Here is a 17374-nt window from a genome sequence, read left to right as displayed (position 1 = left end):
CCGCCGGGCTGCCGCTCGGCCGGCCGGCCGCTCCGCTGACCGCCCGCCCGCCGGCCGGCCTGGAAGTCCGGTCGGCGCACGCCCCACGCACGCCTCGTACCCGCCTCAGATCAGGTTCTTGTACATCGAGTGGCCCACGGGCACGTACCCCAGCGACGCGTAGAGCCGCTCGGCCGGGGTGTTGCCGGCGAAGACGTTGAGGCCGATGACCCGCTTGCCGTTCGCGATGGCCTGAGCCTCGGCCAGCAGCATCAGGGAGCGGCCGTGGCCCCGGCCGCGGTGGGCCTCGTCGGTCTCGACGTCGAACACGAACGCCTTGTCGCCGGTGAGCGAAAGCCAGAGCGAACCGACCGGGGCGCCTTCGTGCTCCAGGACGCTGAACAGCGTGTTCTCCGTCTCCAGGCCGTGGGGCAGGAGTTGCTCGTGGTCCCGCCGCGACCTGGCCCGCGCCTCGTCCTCGGGCACCCCGCGGTCCTGCCAGTCCTTGGCGTACTCGGCGAGGGCGTGCTCCCGCCACGGCACGAACTCGGCCTGCGTCATGGGCCTGCCCCGACTGCCGTCGGGCAGTGCGGGCGCGGCGGCGTCGAGCCGCTTCTCCATGCCGCGGTTGCGGTGGACGTAGCCGAGCGCGGTCGCCAGTCGCAGCGCGGTCGGCGCGTCGGCCGGGACCCTGAGCTCGATCCGCTTGCAGCCCCAGCCCCGGGCGACCTCCTCGGCGGCCAGCGCGGCCACCGTGCCCCGGCCCCGCCCGCGGTCCGGTTCCTCGATGCGCAGGTCGGTGATCTGGGCGACGCCGGGGCCGAAGGCCGCGGACGTGGAGAGGCGGACCTCTCCGACGGGACGGCTGTTGACGCACACCTGGTAGTGGCGCGACAGCGCCCCGTCGGCGGCGCGTTGCAGCGGCTCGGTCGGCCGCAGAGTCGTGGTCATCAGGGGTGTTCTACCCCTCTGCGGAGGGGAACGTCAGCCCGTTTTCCCGGGCTTCGAACGTCCGGTCACGACCTCACGGGTCGAGGTCGTCCCCCGCCCGCTCGGTGAAGATCCGCATCGCCTTGGCGGTCACCGGCCCCGGCGCGCCCGGCAGTTCACGGTCGTCGACGCGGTGGACGGCCTGGACGTCGCGCAGGGTGGAGGTGAGGAAGACCTCCTCGGCGCGCTCCAGCACGTCCAGCGGCAGGTCGGTCTCCTTGGCGCCGGTCCACTCGACGGTCAGCTCGCGTGTGATGCCCGCGAGGCAGCCGGAGGCGAGCGGCGGGGTGTGGATCTCGCCGTCCAGGACGACGAACACGTTGGACCCGGTGCCCTCGCAGAGCTGTCCGACCGTGTTGGCGAACAGCGCCTCGCTGGCCCCCTGTCCGTGGGCGCGGGCCAGGGCGACGACGTTCTCGGCGTACGAGGTCGTCTTCAGTCCGGTGAGCGCGCCGCGTTCGTTGCGGGTCCAGGGGACCGTGACGACGGCCGTGGAGTCGGCGCGCCGGGTCGTCTCGCCGAGGGCCACGACGAGGGTGGGGCCGTGTTCGCCGCGGTCGGAGCCCAGGGGGCCGTGGCCGCCGGTGTAGGTGATGCGCAGGCGGCCGAGCGGCATCGGATCGGCTTCGAGGACGGCGGCGCAGGCGCGGCGGATCTCCTCGTGATCGGGGTCGGGCAGGCCGAGGCCGCGCGCGGAGCGGGTCAGCCGGTCGAGGTGGCGGGTGAGCGCGAACGTCGTGCCGTCCACTGCCTTGACCGTCTCGAAGATGCCGTCGCCCACGGTCAGCCCGTGGTCGAAGACGGAGACACGGGCGGAGTCGCTGTCCTGCAGCCCGCCGTCGAGCCAGATCTTCACGTAAGCGTCCCTTCACTCACCTCGTACGCTCCCGACGCTACCGCGAGCAGTCGGGACGCCTTCAGCTCGGTCTCCTCCCACTCGGCATCGGGGTCGGAGCCCCAGGTGATGCCGGCGCCGGTGCCGAAGCGCAGCACGGCCGCGCCCCCGGGGGTCCGCTCGATCCAGAAGGTGCGGATGCCGACGGCCAGCTCGCCCGTGCCCCGGTCGGCGTCGACCCAGCCGATGCCGCCGCAGTACGGGCCGCGGGGCGCCGTCTCCAGCGCGTCGATGATGCGCAGGGCGCTGGACTTGGGGGCGCCGGTGACCGAGCCGGGCGGGAAGGCCGCGTCGAGCAGTTCGGGCCAGCCGGCGTCCGCGCGCAGTTCGCCGCGGACGGTGGAGACCAGGTGCACCAGGCCCGGGTGCTTCTCGACGGCGCACAGGTCGGGCACGGTCACACTGCCGGTGGCGCAGACCCGCCCGATGTCGTTGCGGACCAGATCCACGATCATCACGTTCTCGGCGTAGTCCTTGGCGAGGAGGTCCGCCTCGGTGCGCCCGGTTCCCTTGATCGGCCCGGACTCGACGCGACGGCCGTCGCGACGCAGGAAGAGCTCGGGGGACGCGGTGGCCGTCTCGATGCCGTGAGACGGGAGGCGAATCGTTCCGGCATACGGGGCCGGGTTGCCCCGGGCCAGCAGCGCGGTCAGCGCGTCCACGTCGGCGTCGGGAGCCACGGGCGCGGTCAGGACGCGGCACAGGTTGGCCTGGTACACCTCGCCGGCCGCGATGTGCTCGCGGATGCGGCGCACGCCGGCCGTGTACGCGGCGCGGTCGAGGGACGACGTCCAGTCACCGGCCGCGGGTCCCCGCCACGCCCCCCGCACGGGAGCGGGCACGGGCTCCTCGCGGACGTCGGCGAAGCGGGCGCAGACCGGACGGCCCTCGAAATCGGCGCACACGGCCCAGAAACCGGCGGAGTCGAGGGCCGCGGGATCGCTGGTCACGTCGATGAGGCCGGTGGCGACGCGGGCCCCGAAACGGGCGAGAGGAGGGAGGTCGAGCACGTTGTCGAGTCTATGGCGGGTCGTCCGGAGACGATCCGGGCGTGCCCCGGATGCCCCGGCCGGGGGCCCTGACCAGGTCCGCGGCCGGGCTCAGCGCAGCACGCTGCACAAACGCGTTTTTGTACTGGCCCGGGAATCCGCTAGAGTTCAACTCGTCGCCGGGCCGCGAGAGCGAACCGAAACGACAAGCGGACGTAGCTCAGTTGGTAGAGCGCAACCTTGCCAAGGTTGAGGTCGCGAGTTCGAGCCTCGTCGTCCGCTCGAAGGAAGAAGGGGGCCTCACGGTCCCCTACACTCCTGGTGGAGTGGCCGAGAGGCGAGGCAACGGCCTGCAAAGCCGTCTACACGGGTTCAAATCCCGTCTCCACCTCCAAGGACGATTAGCTCAGCGGGAGAGCGCTTCCCTGACACGGAAGAGGTCACTGGTTCAATCCCAGTATCGTCCACTGGATCTGCTCGAAGATCCGAACCCGCGCGATTAGCTCAGCGGGAGAGCGCTTCCCTGACACGGAAGAGGTCACTGGTTCAATCCCAGTATCGCGCACGCAGTGCACACGATCGATCACGTGATCGTGTTCCCGAGGACGATTAGCTCAGCGGGAGAGCGCTTCCCTGACACGGAAGAGGTCACTGGTTCAATCCCAGTATCGTCCACACACCGGAAGCCCCCGGCCGCCTTCGCGGTCGGGGGCTTCCGCATGCGCCGGTTCAGCTGGAGAACAGCATGTGGCCGAAGCTCTTGTGGCGGTGGTGGCCGCCGTAGTGACCGCCGTGGCCCCCGTGCGGGGCGCCCCAGGCGGGCGCGGCGGGAGCCGCCGGGTACGCCTGCGGGGCGGCCGGGGGCGGCGGCGCGGGCTGGGACCACTGGGCCTCGACACGCGTCAGCGCCTCCAGCTCGCCGTAGTCGAGGAAGATCCCACGGCAGTTGCTGCACTGTTCGATCTGGACGCCGTTGCGGTTGTAGGTGTGCATCTGAGCGTGACACTTCGGGCACTGCATGGTTCGGCTCAACTCCTCGCCGGTCGGTGCTGTTTCGCCTGCCGCCAGGACAGACACTGTCCGGCTGCGGTCGGTTGCACCCTACTTCGCGAAGTCCGCCGCCAACTGCGGGGGGACGGAACCCATGCGGGCACAGGCGTCGACCAGGCACCGTTCGACCTCGTCCAGCGGCCGGCCCTCCGCGACCGACTTGGTGACGGCTCGTGCCGCGGTCTGCACGGTGAGTGCGCGCGCCGGCACGTCGAGGACGGGCCATGGGTCGCCGGACTCCGGGACGGCGGGGCCGCCCTCGGCCCGGTAGGCGGTGAGGAAGCGGGTCCACTCGTCGGGCGGGAGCAGACCGCAGGCGTACCAGGCGGCCGGGCGGGCGAGGTCCCAGGCCGGGACGCCGACGCCGAGATCGTCGACGTCGATCAGACGCCAGGGGCCGTCGGGAGCGGGATGACGGACGAGCTGGCCGAGATGGAGATCGCCGTGGCAGAGGGTGGCGGCGACGGGCAGGGGGGCGTCCGCACGGGCCCAGGCGGGCAGAGCGTGCCAGGCGCTCAGAACGGGCGCGACCGCGGGATGGGGTCCGGCGGCCGTCAGGCGGGCCACGGCGTGGGCGGCTTTGGCGGGGCCCCGCATCGGGGGCAGGCCCGCCGGCACGGGGGCCCGGTGGAGACGGGCGAGCAGTGCGCCCGCGGCCTCCCAGGGGGCGGCGTCCGGGTCGTCGGGGTCGACCGGGGCGCCGTACGGCCAGAAGGTCACGACGCGACCGTGGAGCGCGGCCGGGGGCGCGAGCGGGGGGAGCAGGACGTCCGGCAGGCCGACGGCGACGGCGAGGCGCGGGGCGAGGCCGGCCGGATCGGTGTCGGGGGCGTGCGCCTTCGCCACGGTGCCGGCGTGCCGGACGACGGTGGCGTCGGGGCGGTCGGCGAGGGTGGCCGTGCCGCAGAGGCAGGCCGAGCCGTCCCGGTGAGCCCGGAGCCGGGCCCGCAGGGCGAGTTCGGCGAGCAGGGGGTGGGCGGTCACGAAACTCCCTGAGCTGCGGCGGACGGTCTTCCCGCGAGAGTACGCAGACGAGCCCGCCCGGTCGCCCGCCGGGGAAAACAATGCAGGCGCAGCTCCCCAGCTGCGCCTGCATCTTTTGCCGTCCGCCGCACCCCCGTCCCCACGGGGTTTCATGGGTGGATGTCCCCGCCCGGACCGCTCTTCCGGGCCTGGGGTCGCCGCTCAGCGCCCCAGCATCACTCCCACGGACGACGCCTGTGTGGCCACCGTCTCCCAGCCGTCGAAGACGACGAGGAGCAGGACCGCCAGGGGAAGGGCCATCAGCGTCGCCACCAGGGGGTGGCGGCGGCCCGTGCGGCGGGGGCGCGTGGTGCGTCCCTGCGTGCGGATCAGCGTCCGCGGTGCCGTGTGGGCCATGGTCCCTCTCCTGACCTGATCAGTTGTCATTGGCAGCGGCGGGTGTCTGACCTCGGGGGACGAGTGCTGCACCCGCCGCTTGACCTCAAATCTAGGCGGGTGGCCGTCCCCGCACGTCATGCCCTCGTACCGATTGCCGGGCCTCCCGGAGGATGAGCCGTGACCTGCGACGTACTCCCCTGGGTGGAGACGGGGGCCTAGGTCTCGGGGTCTTCCCGGAAGGGGTGTCCGCTGCGGGCCGTCATTTCCGAGCCGTCCTCGCGGGGAACGGGGTGCTCGACCAGGGCGAGCACCCGGTTGGCCATGAAGCGGGCCGTACGCACCGCGGTGCCGTTCCTGGTGACTTCGCTCACTTCCACCACCCCCCGACGTACCGCCGACTCCACTCGGCGGCCCGCCCTGCTCGCCGTCACCTCATACGTCCGGGTCGTGTCGCCGGCGTCGACGACTATCTCCACGCGGTCACCCTTCACGGGTTCAATCCCCCTTCTGCGACAGCTGGTTGACATCGCGGGGCCACCAAAGCCCGCCTGTTCGCCGGGCTCCTGACCACGCTTCAATTCTCCCACCGGGCACTGACAATCGATCGGGACGAGAGGGCGCGGCCTCTGCGCGCGAACGGCCGTGGAAACGTAAGCTGTGCCACGTCAAACGGACCGGGCAGCGGGGATGAACATGGCGATGATGCGCCTGAGGCGCGAGGACCCGCGTGTCGTCGGCTCGTTCAGGCTTCACCGACGGCTCGGCGCGGGCGGCATGGGCGTCGTCTACCTGGGGTCCGACAAGAAGGGCCAGCGCGTCGCGCTGAAGGTGATCCGGCCCGACCTGGCAGAGGACCAGGAGTTCCGCTCGCGGTTCGCGCGCGAGGTGTCGGCGGCCCGGCGGATCCGGGGCGGGTGCACGGCACGGCTGGTCGCGGCGGACCTCGACGCCGATCGGCCGTGGTTCGCCACGCAGTACGTGCCCGGGCCCTCCCTGCACGACAAGGTCAACGACGAGGGGCCGCTCGGCGCGGCCGAGCTGGCATCGATCGGGGCGGCGCTGTCGGAGGGGCTCGTCGCCGTCCACGAGGCCGGGGTCGTGCACCGGGACCTGAAGCCGTCCAACATCCTGCTCTCCCCCAAGGGCCCGCGGATCATCGACTTCGGCATCGCCTGGGCGACCGGGGCCTCCACCCTCACGCATGTCGGCACGGCGGTCGGCTCCCCCGGGTTCCTCGCGCCGGAGCAGGTGCGGGGGGCCCTGGTCACCCCGGCCACCGACGTGTTCTCGCTCGGCGCCACGCTCGCGTACGCCTCGACGGCCGACTCCCCCTTCGGGCACGGCAGTTCCGAGGTGATGCTGTACCGCGTGGTGCACGAGGAGCCGCAGCTGCACGGTGTGCCGGACGCGCTGGCGCCGCTGGTGCGGGCCTGTCTCGCGAAGGACCCCGAGGAGCGGCCCAGCACCCTGGACCTGTCGCTGCGTCTGAAGGAGATCGCCACCCGTGAGGCCCAGGGCCTGGCGGACGCGCGACCTCCGGCGCCGCGGGCCGCCGAGGCGGACCGGCCCACGGGGCGGCTGGCGGACACCGGCTACTCGGAGCGCACCCTGCGCCGGCCCGGCGGCCCGGGCACTCCGCCGCCGCGGGGCGGGACGCCGTCGTCGCGTGGCCCCGTCCCCTCCCGGGGCGGGGCGCCGGCCCGCGGCGGGAACCCCTCCTCCAGGGGTGGCGGCGCGTCGGTCTCGCGATCCGGCGCCCGGCCGGTTCCCGGCTCCCGCAACACCCGTCCCGGCAGCGGCGCCAGGCCGGCTCCGCGCGGCGGGACCGGGCGTCCGGGGCCCCGGAACCGAGGGACCGGCCGGCGGCCCGCCAACCCGCGGCTGCTGCGTCAGCGGATCTTCGTGTTCGTCGTGGTGACGCTGTTCGTGGCGCTCGGCATCGCCGTCGTCCAGGGCTGCGAGGGTCCCGCGCGCGGGCTCGGCGTGAACGACGGCTTCGTCGGGCAGCAGCACGTGCGTCCGGGGCCGGACGCGGCAGTCCCGCTGCGGGGCTGACCTCGCGTCGGTCCGGCCATGGGTGCCGGACCGGCGGGCGGCGTGCGCTCTCCGGGGGCGCCTCACCGCCGTTTCGGGCAGGAGGGACGCCACGGGGTGGAGGATCTCCCGCCCGCTGGGTGTCCTCGGGTGGTCCGGCGACGCGACGAGCTCCCTGGCATCGGGGTTCGGCGGTCGAGCCGGTCGTGGCTCAGGCCGGAGGGCGGCCCGTCGCCACCGCGTAGAAGGCGACCGCGGCCGCGGCGCCCACGTTGAGCGAGTCGACGCCGTGGGACATGGGGATGCGCACCCACTCGTCGGCGGCGACCAGCGCCTGGGTGGAGAGGCCGTCGCCCTCCGCGCCGAGCATGAGGGCCACGCGGTCCATCCGGTGCGGGGCCGCCTCGTCCAGACTGCGGGCCTTCTCGTCCGGAGTGAGGGCGAGCAGGGCGAAACCGGCCTCGCGGACCGAGTCCAGGCTCTTGGGCCAGCTGTCCAGCCGGGCGTACGGCACGGAGAACACAGCGCCCATCGAGACCTTCACGCTGCGCCGGTACAGGGGGTCGGCGCAGTCCGGGGAGAGCAGCACCGCGTCCATGCCGAGGGCCGCCGCCGAGCGGAAGATCGCGCCGATGTTGGTGTGGTCGTTGACCGACTCCATGACGACGACCCGGCGGGCGGTCTGCAGGAGTTCGGCGGCGGTCGGCAGCGGTTTGCGCTGCATCGAGGCCAGCGCCCCGCGGTGCACGTGGTAGCCGGTGACCCGTTCGGCGAGCTCCGGGCTGACCGCGTACACGGGCGCCGGGAGCTCGTCGATGACGTCGCGCATGACGTCGACCCACTTGGCGGAGAGCAGCATCGAGCGCATCTCGTATCCGGCGTCCTTGGCCCGGCGGATGACCTTCTCGCCCTCGGCGATGAACAGGCCCTCGGCGGGCTCGCGCCTGCGCCGCAGCTCGACGTCGGTCAAACCGGTGTAGTCGCGCAGGCGCGGGTCGTCGGGGTCGTCAACGGTGATGAGATCGGCCACAGGGGTGATACTGCCTTGTCCTGGGTGTGGTGCCAACGGCTCGGAACGGTTGCGTTACCCGCGGTTACTCAATGGTCGGCGAGTTGACGGCGACGACGGCGCCGATGACGATCACCGCCGGCGGCCTGACCTCCTCGACGCGGACCGTCTCGGCGACCGTCGCGAGGGTCGCGTCGACACGCCGCTGGGCGGCCGTCGTGCCCTCCTGGACGAGGGCGACCGGGGTATCGGGCGACTTGCCGTGCGCGACGAGAGTCTCGGCGATCTTCCCGATCTTGTCGACGCCCATGAGGACCACCAGCGTGCCGGTGAGCTTGGCGAGGGACGGCCAGTCGACCAGGGAGCGCTCGTCGTCGGGGGCGACATGGCCGCTGACCACCGTGAACTCATGGGCGACGCCCCGGTGGGTGACCGGGATGCCGGCCGCGCCCGGGACCGAGATGGAGCTGGAGATGCCGGGGACCACGGTGCAGGGGATGCCCGCCTCGGCGAGGGCCTGGAGCTCCTCCATGCCGCGGCCGAACACGTACGGGTCGCCGCCCTTGAGACGGACGACCGACCTGCCCTGCTTGGCGTGCTCGATCAGCGCGTTGTTGATGGCCTCCTGCGCCATGTACCGGCCGTAGGGGATCTTCGCGGCGTCGATCACCTCGACGTGCGGCGGGAGTTCGGCGAGGAGGTCGCGCGGTCCGAGCCGGTCGGCGATGACGACGTCGGCCTCGGCGAGGAGGCGGCGCCCGCGGACCGTGATCAGGTCCGGGTCGCCGGGGCCGCCGCCGACCAGGGCGACGCCGGGAGTACGGGTGCGGTAGTGGGGGGCGACCAGGGTGCCGTCGCGCAGGCCCTCGACGACCGCGTCGCGGACGGCCGCGGTGTGGCGGGGGTCGCGGCCGCGGGCGTCCGTGGTGAGGACGGCGACCGTGACGCCCTCGCTGTGTCCGGTCGCCGGGGTCCAGGCCGTGGCGGCGTCGGCGTCGTCGGAGCGCACGCACCAGACGCGGCTTCGCTCCGCTTCGGCCGAGGCCTGGGCGTTCGCCCCTCGGTCACTGGTGGCGATGAGGGCGTACCAGGCGTCCGCGAGGTCGCCCTCGGAGTAGGTGCGCCGGTGCCACGTGAGTTCGCCCGCGTCCGCCATGGCTTCGACGGAGGGAGTCGCCTCGGGGGACACGAGGTGGATGTCGGCGCCCGCGGCGATCAGCGCGGGCAGCCGGCGCTGGGCCACCTGACCGCCGCCGAGGACGACGACCCTGCGGCCGGCGAGGCGGAGGCCTACGGGGTAGGGGGGGTGTTCGGCCATGAGGGGCGGCTCCTCGAACGGGCAGGGAGTGGGCGCTGCGGCTCTGGAGCGGCCCTGACGTGCCGATTTTAAAGGTGGCTTCAGCGTACGGCGGGTCGGGGGGCGTGCGGGGCGCACACCCTCCGACCCGGCGCCGTCCTATTTCTCGGTGACACCCGCCGAGTCGAACGTCGCCACCTCGTGCATCGCCCGGGCCGTGCTCTGCACCAGCGGCAGGGCCAGCAGCGCGCCCGTGCCCTCGCCGAGGCGGAGGTCGAGGTCGACCAGGGGGCGCAGGCCCAGCTTGTTGAGGGCCGCGACATGGCCCGGCTCCGCGCTGCGGTGACCCGCGATGCAGGCCGCGAGCACCTCGGGAGCGATCGCCCGGGCGACCAGGGCGGCCGCGCCGGCGCTGACGCCGTCCAGGATCACGGGCGTGCGCAGCGAGGCGCCGCCCAGCAGCAGGCCGACCATCGCCGCGTGTTCGAAGCCGCCGATCGCGGCGAGCACGCCGATGGGATCGGCCGGGTCCGGCTGGTGGAACTCCAACGCGCGGCGGACGACCTCGGTCTTGCGGGCGAGGGTCTCGTCGTTGATGCCGGTGCCGCGGCCGGTGACCTCGGCCGGGTCGGCGCCGGTGAAGACGGAGATCAGGGCCGCGGACGCGGTGGTGTTCGCGATGCCCATCTCCCCGGTGAGCAGCGCCTTGTTGCCGGCCGCCACCAGGTCGCGGGCCGTCTCGATGCCGACCTCGATGGCCTGCTTGGCCTCCTCGCGGCTCATCGCGGGGCCGGTGGTCATGTCGGACGTGCCCGCACGGATCTTGCGCGGCAGCAGACCGGGGGTGCCGGGGAGGTCGGCGGCCACGCCCACGTCCACCACGCAGACCTCGGCGCCCACCTGGGTCGCGAAGGCGTTGCAGACCGCTCCCCCGCCGAGGAAGTTGGCGACCATCTGGGCCGTCACCTCCTGCGGCCACGGAGTGACGCCCTGGGCGTGCACGCCGTGGTCGCCGGCGAAGATCGCGACGGCCGCGGGCTCGGGGATCGGCGGCGGGCACTGGCGGGACAGGCCGGACAGCTGCGCGGAGATGATCTCCAGCATGCCGAGCGCGCCGGCCGGCTTCGTCATGCGCTTCTGCCGCTCCCAGGCCTCGCCGAGGGCCTTGGCGTCCAGCGGGCGGACGCTGGCGACGGTCTCGGCCAGCAGGTCGTGCGGGTCCTCGCCGGGCAGCGCGCGACGGCCGTACGTCTCCTCGTGGACGACCCACGACAGCGGGCGGCGCTTGGCCCAGCCCGCCTGCATCAGCTCGGGCTCGTCCGGGAACTCGTCGACGTAGCCGACGCAGAGGTAGGCGACCACCTCGAGGTGCTCGGGCAGGCCCAGCGCGCGGACCATCTCGCGCTCGTCGAAGAAGCTGACCCAGCCGACGCCGAGGCCCTCGGCGCGGGCGGCGAGCCAGAGGTTCTCGACGGCGAGCGCGGAGGAGTACGGCGCCATCTGCGGCTGGGTGTGACGGCCCAGCGTATGGCGGCCGCCGCGGGTCGGGTCGGCGGTGACGACGATGTTCACCGGGGTGTCGAGGATGGCCTCGATCTTCAGTTCCTTGAACTGCTTGGCCCGGCCCTTGGGCAGGGACTTCGCGTAGGCGTCGCGCTGGCGCATCGCCAGTTCGTGCATCGCGCGCCGGGTGTCCGCCGAGCGGATGACGACGAAGTCCCAGGGCTGCGAGTGTCCGACCGAGGGCGCGGTGTGGGCGGCCTCCAGCACCCGCAGCAGCACCTCGTGCGGGATCGGGTCGCTCCGGAAGCCGTTGCGGATGTCACGGCGTTCGCGCATGACCTTCAGGACGGCCTCGCGCTCGGCGTCGTCGTACGCGGGCGCGGCCGGGCCGGCGGACTCTCGAGCTTCTTCCACTGCGGCGGCCGGGCTCTCTTCCTGGTCGGCGGCCCTGGTTTCCAGGTCCTCCGGGCTCTGCGCGACATCGGGGTCGACGTCGGTCTCGTGCTCCGCGTCCGGGGTCGCCGGGGCGGGCACCGGGTCGGCGCCGCGGGGTGCGGGAACCGCGACCGCGGGGACGCCGGCAGCCGTCTCGGCGGCCTGCTCGTCCGTCGCCGCCTCGGGAGCCGGCTGCTCCTGCGTGGCGAGCGGGTGCGGGTGCGGCGGGGTCGGGGCGAGGTGCGGAGTGGTGGGCACCGTGCCCTCGACCGGCACGAACCGGCCCTGCGGCTGGTCCGGTGCGGACTGGTCCGAGGCGAGCCGGTCCGGCTCGGCCTGGTGCGGCACGAGCCGGTCCGGCACGGCCTGTTCGTGCTGGGGAGCCGGCGGGGCGGTCTGGGGCCGGGCTTCGGGGCCGGGCGCGTCGGCGGGCGGCGCGGGCACGGCCGCCGCGGACTGGACGAGCTGCGACGGCGACGGCTCCTGCGGTGCCTGCGGCTGCGGGGCGGGCGTGGCGTCGGCCGCGAGGACCGTGACGGGCTCGGGTGCGGCGGGGGCTTCGGGGGCCGCCTCGACGGGCAGCTCGGCGGGCTCCGCCGTCTCCGCCGTCCCACTCGTCTGCGCCGGGGGCTCCCCGAGGGACGCGGCGGGCTCCGGCTGTACGGGGACGGCCTCGCTCACGGCCTCGGTCTCCGGGGACGGGACCTCTTCCGGGGCGGAGACGTCGGCGTCCGCGATGTGGGCGGCGGGTGCGGGGGGCTCCTCGGAGGCCTCCGCCTGCGGCTCCTGGTCCGGTGCGGCCTGCGGCGCGGGCTCGGCGGCCGGGGTCGCCCGGGCAGCCTCGGCGGCAGGGGGCTCCGCCTCGACGGGGGCCGCCGGTGCGTCCACGGGCTGAACGGCCTCGGGCGCGGGAGCGGACGTCTCGGATACCGGTGCGGGGGTGATGTCCGCCGCTTCGGGAGCGGCTTCCGGGACGGGGACCTCGACCGGGGCCGTGACCTCGACCGGTGCCGTGGCCTCGACCGGGGCGGCGGGCGTCTCCTCCGCGGACGCCGCCGGCTCCGGCTCTTCGGGGGTCGCGTGGGCCGCCGGTTCGGGCGTCCGCGCGGTCTCGGGCGCGGCCGTGGGCTCCGGCGCCCCGGCGAGATCGGGAGCGGGGGCCTCGGCGGCGGCCTCCTCCGCAAGGGGCTCGGAGACGGCTTCGGGCGCGGGGACGTCAGCCGCCGGGGCCGCCTCCGTCCCGGGTGCCTCGGGGGCCTGGGCGGCGGGGGCAGACGGGTCGGCGGGATGCGCGACGTGCTCCTGCGGCTCCTCCGCGGGGCTCTCCGCCACGGCTTCGGTCGCCGCCGCCTCGAGCACCTCGGCCGCCTCTGCCGCGGAGGCCCCTGCGGGATCGGGCTCGGCCGCTTCCGCCGGCTCGGGGGCTCCGGCCGGGCCGGCCGACTCGGTGGCGGCCGGCTCGGTGAGCGTCGCGGGCTGGGCGGCGGCTTCGGGGGCGACGGCCGACTGTTCGGCGGGCACGCCCTCGTGGCCCTGTGCGGGCTGCGGCGTCCCGGCCGCTTCCATCGGCTGTCCGACGGCGTCCATGGGGCCGTCCGCCGACGAGTCGTCGCCGGTGACGGCAACGGGGGCGTCGGGAACGTGAGCCGGGTCCTGTCCGGCCTCGGCGGGCGCGTCGGCGGGGTCCTGCTGGGCCTCCGCCATCATCGCGGCGCCGAGCAGCTCGCCGGGGTCGACGACTCCGTAGCCCCCGGTGGTCTGCGCGGCCGTGGACGCCTGGGCGGCGGGCCCGGCGGCGTACGCGGCCTCGGCCTCCTGGGCCTGCCCGGGCTCCTGGGCCTCCTGCGGAGCGGTCGCGGCGATCGCCTCGGTCGCCACGCGGGCCACCACGGCCTCGGCCACGCCCACCGGCTCGGCCTGCGGCGTCTCCGCCGCCACCGCCGGAACAACCGTTTCCGCAGTCGTCCCCCCGGAAGCGACCGGCGTCTGGACGGCGGCCTGCGCGGCGCCCCACGGGGACGCGCCCTGCGGGGGCATCTCGCGCAGGTGCGGCACGTCGAGGTACTCGGGGCCGGAGGCCGGCGGAGCGGGCTGACGCACCGGCGCGCCCGCGGGACCGCGGTCGGCGAGGGAGCGGACCGGGCCGGCGAAGGCGTCGGGGATCGGCGGACCGAGGTGCAGGGGGCGGCGCGGGGGCGCCTGGGGCGTCGACGGGCCGGGCAGACGGACGGCGCTGAGGTCGACCGAACCGCTGTCGCGGCCGGCCGTCTCGTGCGGGCCCGGCTCGTGGACCGTCTCGACCACCGGCTCCGGTGCTGGCGGCGCCACCTCGTTGCCCCACGCGCCCTGGGCGCCCGGCAGCAGCAACAGGTCGTCGTCCTCGGCGGTGGTCTCGGAGAGGTAGGTGTACGCACCGTGCGCGGAGGCGCCCGGCTGCTCCACCATGCCTGCGTTCTCCGGCAGCCCCTCGCCCGGGACCTGGCCGGTGTCGGTCATGCGTACCCCTCGCCCATCGGTTAATGCTTCTACGGCCGGCTCACCCGAAGCGGCGCACCGACCGCCCCGTAGTGAAGAACGAGCGTCCGCGCCCAGCGGCACGAACGACCCGCCCGAAAAAAGCGACAAAGCCATTCAGTGGCATTGTCCCGGCCGTCGTCGCCTCGCGACAGCTTGATCCGCGAGGCTCCGCTGTGGACTGCGCCACGTTGCGCGTCCTCCGGTTCTGCCGTACCACACGCAGCCCAAAAGGGATGTGTTTTCCGGACATTGACCGACGAAAGGCCGGGCGACCGGAAGCGGTACGACGATCGGCCAGCCTACCGCGCGCGGTACGACAACAGGATCACGGGGAGGGCGGGCGCGGTCACGGCCGACGGTCGGCGAGAACCCCGGTGAGCAGGAACGCGACGCTCCGTTCCGTCTCCGCCCAGGCCCGCGTGTCGAGTTCGACGGACTGGACGAGGGAGCACTCGACGCCGTAGCCGTGCTCGGACAGGTCACGGCCCACGAGTTCGGCCGCGTCGCGGGTCGCGGCGTGGGTGACGACGCGCTGCGGCCGGCGGTCGGCGACCGCGGAGACCACGGCCGCTCCCCCGCCGCCGACCCGGACGACGTCCGGTTCGGGCAGGTTCTCCAGTACGTGCGGGGCGGTGCCCTGGACGATCTGGAGCTGGACGCCGTGACGGCGCGCGGAGGCGTCGGTGCGGGCGCACGCGTCGAGCTCCCGGTCGACGGCGATCACCGCGGCGCCGGCCCGGGCGGCTTCGATCGCGAAGGCGCCGCTGCCGCAGCCGATGTCCCAGACGAGGTCGCCGACCCGCGGGCCCAGCCGGGCGAGTTGGGCCGCGCGCAGCAGCGGCGCCTCACCCTCGCCGAGCCCGCCGCCGTAGGCCTCGCCGGGCAGCGCCCAGCCCCGCGGGCCGACGCCGGGGGCGCGGCCGGCGATCCAGCCGCCGTCACCGGAGACGACGGGACCGGTGGGGCCGCCGATGACGATGACGACGTTGGGGTCGCGCCAGGTGTGGTCGGCCGCCTTGTCGGAGGTGACGACGCTGACCTGTTCGCGGGCGGTGCCGAGTTCCTCGCAGACGACGAAGGTGCGGTGCACGCCCTCCATCAGCAGGCCCAGCTCGGCGGGGCCGGCGCCCGGCGAGGTGAGGACGGCGACCTTCGTGTGGGCCCGGCACACGTTCACCGCGCGGCGCAGGGTGCGCCGGTGTGCGACGACCACCTGGGCGTCGTCCCAGGGCATGCCGGCCCGGGCGAACGCCGCGGCCACGGCGGAGACGGCCGGGACGACCTCGACCTCCAGGCCGAACTCGGGTGCGCGCAGGGTCCGTACGACACCGAAGAAGCCCGGATCGCCGTCGGCGATGACGACCGCGGTGCCGCGGTGGCCGGCGATGCGGCGGGCGGCGAGGGCGACGCTGCCGAGCCGGATGCGTTCCGCGGCGGGCGGCACCTCGGGCAGCGCCAGGTGGTGGGCGGCGCCGGCCACCAGGGTGGCGGCGCCCAGAGCGGAGCGGGCCGCGGCGGTCAGCGGCGAGCCGTCCCAGCCGATCACCGTGACGCGGTCGGCCATCGTCGTCAGTCTCCCCCCGGGTTCACGCAGGCAGCGGGCTTCGTGAGGGTACCTGGTCGGGAGCCGGGCGACGGCGGTGGTCCGGGCTCAGTTCCAGTCGGTGTACGGGGTGAAGCCGCTCTCCGCGAAGTGTTCGCCGCCGCCGTCCAGGTCCTCCGGCAGCAGGCTCCACACGATGTAGTCGGTGCGTACCTCGGTCCACCCGCCGTTCTCCGCGCGGGCGCGCGCTATGCAGGCGCCCCGCAGCACGCCTTCGCTGATGCATCCGATCTTCTGGGCGACCTGCTGGGAGGCGGTGTTGTCGGCGGCCGTGCGCAGCTCGATGCGCTCGAACTTCTGGTCGGTGAACAGCCACTGCGCGGTGGCGAGCGCGGCCTCCGAGGCGTAGCCCTCGCCGCGCGCCCAGGGCGCGATGATGTACGACAGCTCGGTGGAGCGCACGTGCCAGTTGGTCTTGGCCAGCTGGACGACGCCGACGAGGCGCTGGGTGAGGAACTCGGTGACGGCGAGGTCCAGGCCGCGGCCGGCGGTGCGTTCGGCGGGCGCGTACTCGGTGATCCAGCGGCGGGCGGCCGCCTCGTCGTAGGGCTGCGGCACCGCGGTCCAGGCCGCGACCTGCTCGTCGTTCATCATGTCGGCCAGGGCGGGCACGTCGTCCTCGTCGAGGGGACGCAGCACCAACCGCTCCGTGCTGATGGAGATGGTGGGGAAGGTGCTCGTCATGCGCCGCTCCGTAACCTTCGAGACCTCGGGTGGACCTGCCGACCCGTCAGGGCCCGCTGAACTGCCCAGCATGCAGCATGTGAGCACGGAACCACAGCCGGGGTCCACGCCGGGTGAGGGCGTGGACCCCGTGCGTGTGCGTTGTCGGTGCGGGTCAGAAGGCCGCGACGACGGCGCCGTCGTACTTGTCGGCGATGAACTTCTTCACCTCGGGCGAGGTGAGCAGCTTGGCGAGCTTGGCCACGCGCGGGTCGTCCTCGTCGCCCTTCTTCACGGCGAGGAAGTTGGCGTACGGGTTGTCCTTGGCGGACTCCGCGACGAGGGCGTCCTCGGCCGGGCTGAGCTTGGCCTCCAGCGCGTAGTTGCCGTTGATCACGGCCGCGTCGACGTCACCGAGGGAGCGGGGCAGCTGGGCGGCCTCCAGCTCCTTGAACTTCAGGTTCTTGGGGTTGGACGCGACGTCCTTCGGGGTCGCGTCGTAGCCGACGCCGGCCTTCAGCTCGATGACGCCGTTGGCCTCCAGGAGCTTCAGCGCGCGGGCCTCGTTGGTGGTGTCGTTCGGCAGGGCGATCGTGGCGCCCTTCTCGAGGTCCGTGAGCTTCTTGACGCTCTGCGAGTACAGGCCGAGCGGCTCCAGGTGCACCGTGGCGTTCGGCACGGCGACGATGTCGGTGCCGTTCTTCTTGTTGAAGTCGTCCAGGTACGGCTGGTGCTGGAAGTAGTTGGCGTCGACCTCGCCCTGCTGGACTGCGGTGTTGGGGGTCACGTAGTCCGTGAACTCCTTGACCTCGAGCTTGAGGCCGGCCTTCGCGGCGAGGTTGTCCTTGATGTAGGTGAGGATCTCGCCCTGCGGGGTGGGGGTGGCGGCGACCGTGAGCGTGGCGTCGGCGTCGGCGCCGCCGGAGTCCTTGTCCGAGCCGCACGCGGTGAGTCCGAGGGTGAGGGCTCCGGCGGCGAGGACAACGGTGGTGATCTTGATGGCGTTACGCACGAAAAGTGCCTTTCCTGAAGGGTGGTACGGCCCCGC

General features: G+C 73.9%; 14 protein-coding genes and 5 tRNA genes. 6 read left to right on the top strand and 13 right to left on the bottom strand.

Features of this window, described 5'->3' with window-relative positions:
* Positions 1-105: 105 nt before the first annotated feature.
* The 3 genes from ACZ7DE_RS18925 to ACZ7DE_RS18915 form a co-directional block, all read right to left on the bottom strand.
* On the bottom strand, positions 106-930 hold the full coding sequence (locus ACZ7DE_RS18925) for a GNAT family N-acetyltransferase (protein ID WP_470762549.1): 825 nt from the start codon (positions 928-930) through the stop codon (positions 106-108).
* 73 nt (positions 931-1003) lie between these two features.
* Positions 1004-1825 carry an aminotransferase class IV gene (locus ACZ7DE_RS18920; protein WP_470762547.1) on the bottom strand — a complete coding sequence of 274 codons (822 nt, stop codon included), beginning with the start codon at positions 1823-1825 and terminating at the stop codon, positions 1004-1006.
* Complete coding sequence (locus ACZ7DE_RS18915; RefSeq protein ID WP_470762546.1) at positions 1822-2874, bottom strand: chorismate-binding protein; 1053 nt, start codon at positions 2872-2874, stop codon at positions 1822-1824. The genes ACZ7DE_RS18920 and ACZ7DE_RS18915 overlap by 4 nt, the downstream gene beginning before the upstream one ends.
* Positions 2875-3062: 188 nt before the next feature.
* Here ACZ7DE_RS18915 and ACZ7DE_RS18910 point away from each other — a divergent pair.
* The 5 genes from ACZ7DE_RS18910 to ACZ7DE_RS18890 all read left to right on the top strand — a co-directional run bounded on the left by ACZ7DE_RS18910 (position 3063) and on the right by ACZ7DE_RS18890 (position 3528).
* Positions 3063-3135: transfer RNA gene (locus ACZ7DE_RS18910), tRNA-Gly, on the top strand.
* Between the two features lie 38 nt (positions 3136-3173).
* A tRNA-Cys gene (locus ACZ7DE_RS18905) sits at positions 3174-3247 on the top strand.
* Position 3248: 1 nt separating this feature from the next.
* A tRNA-Val gene (locus ACZ7DE_RS18900) sits at positions 3249-3320 on the top strand.
* Positions 3321-3346: 26 nt separating this feature from the next.
* Positions 3347-3418, top strand: a tRNA-Val gene (locus tag ACZ7DE_RS18895).
* A gap of 38 nt (positions 3419-3456) precedes the next feature.
* A tRNA-Val gene (locus ACZ7DE_RS18890) sits at positions 3457-3528 on the top strand.
* 54 nt (positions 3529-3582) lie between these two features.
* Here the strand turns inward: ACZ7DE_RS18890 and ACZ7DE_RS18885 are convergent.
* The 4 genes from ACZ7DE_RS18885 to ACZ7DE_RS18870 all read right to left on the bottom strand — a co-directional run bounded on the left by ACZ7DE_RS18885 (position 3583) and on the right by ACZ7DE_RS18870 (position 5756).
* Positions 3583-3873: a TFIIB-type zinc ribbon-containing protein gene (locus tag ACZ7DE_RS18885; RefSeq protein WP_470762544.1), complete on the bottom strand. Its 291-nt coding sequence runs from the start codon at positions 3871-3873 to the stop codon at positions 3583-3585.
* 81 nt (positions 3874-3954) lie between these two features.
* The gene (locus tag ACZ7DE_RS18880) at positions 3955-4887 is read right to left on the bottom strand and encodes a phosphotransferase family protein (protein WP_470762542.1); all 933 of its coding nucleotides are present in this window, start codon (positions 4885-4887) and stop codon (positions 3955-3957) included.
* A gap of 201 nt (positions 4888-5088) precedes the next feature.
* Positions 5089-5283, bottom strand: a complete 195-nt coding sequence (locus tag ACZ7DE_RS18875; protein WP_470762540.1) for a hypothetical protein — start codon at positions 5281-5283, stop codon at positions 5089-5091.
* A 197-nt stretch (positions 5284-5480) separates the two neighbouring features.
* A complete protein-coding gene (locus tag ACZ7DE_RS18870) occupies positions 5481-5756 on the bottom strand; it encodes a hypothetical protein (RefSeq protein ID WP_470762538.1) in 276 nt (91 codons plus the stop codon).
* Positions 5757-5952: 196 nt separating this feature from the next.
* Here ACZ7DE_RS18870 and ACZ7DE_RS18865 point away from each other — a divergent pair, with 196 nt between their 5' ends.
* Positions 5953-7320, top strand: a complete 1368-nt coding sequence (locus ACZ7DE_RS18865; protein ID WP_470762536.1) for a serine/threonine-protein kinase — start codon at positions 5953-5955, stop codon at positions 7318-7320.
* Positions 7321-7510: 190 nt separating this feature from the next.
* On the opposite strand, the gene ACZ7DE_RS18860 is transcribed toward ACZ7DE_RS18865, so the two are convergent.
* From ACZ7DE_RS18860 to ACZ7DE_RS18835, 6 genes are all read right to left on the bottom strand, one after another.
* Complete coding sequence (locus ACZ7DE_RS18860) at positions 7511-8329, bottom strand: TrmH family RNA methyltransferase (RefSeq protein ID WP_470762534.1); 819 nt, start codon at positions 8327-8329, stop codon at positions 7511-7513.
* 64 nt (positions 8330-8393) lie between these two features.
* Positions 8394-9626 carry a uroporphyrinogen-III C-methyltransferase gene (gene cobA, locus ACZ7DE_RS18855; protein ID WP_470762532.1) on the bottom strand — a complete coding sequence of 411 codons (1233 nt, stop codon included), beginning with the start codon at positions 9624-9626 and terminating at the stop codon, positions 8394-8396.
* 138 nt (positions 9627-9764) lie between these two features.
* Complete coding sequence (cobT, locus tag ACZ7DE_RS18850; protein ID WP_470762530.1) at positions 9765-14039, bottom strand: nicotinate-nucleotide--dimethylbenzimidazole phosphoribosyltransferase; 4275 nt, start codon at positions 14037-14039, stop codon at positions 9765-9767.
* A 367-nt stretch (positions 14040-14406) separates the two neighbouring features.
* Entirely contained in the window at positions 14407-15624 is a 1218-nt protein-coding gene (cbiE, locus tag ACZ7DE_RS18845) for a precorrin-6y C5,15-methyltransferase (decarboxylating) subunit CbiE (RefSeq protein ID WP_470762529.1), read from the bottom strand.
* 87 nt (positions 15625-15711) lie between these two features.
* Entirely contained in the window at positions 15712-16347 is a 636-nt protein-coding gene (locus ACZ7DE_RS18840) for a GNAT family N-acetyltransferase (RefSeq protein ID WP_470762526.1), read from the bottom strand.
* A gap of 154 nt (positions 16348-16501) precedes the next feature.
* Positions 16502-17338, bottom strand: coding sequence for a MetQ/NlpA family ABC transporter substrate-binding protein (locus ACZ7DE_RS18835; protein WP_470762524.1), 837 nt, complete (start codon positions 17336-17338; stop codon positions 16502-16504).
* Between the last annotated feature and the right edge of the window lie 36 nt (positions 17339-17374).

The sequence above is a fragment of the Streptomyces sp. NPDC037083 genome (assembly GCF_055606485.1).
The sequence above is the reverse complement of the archived record's forward strand: the minus strand, read 5'-3'. Positions and strand labels throughout refer to the sequence as shown.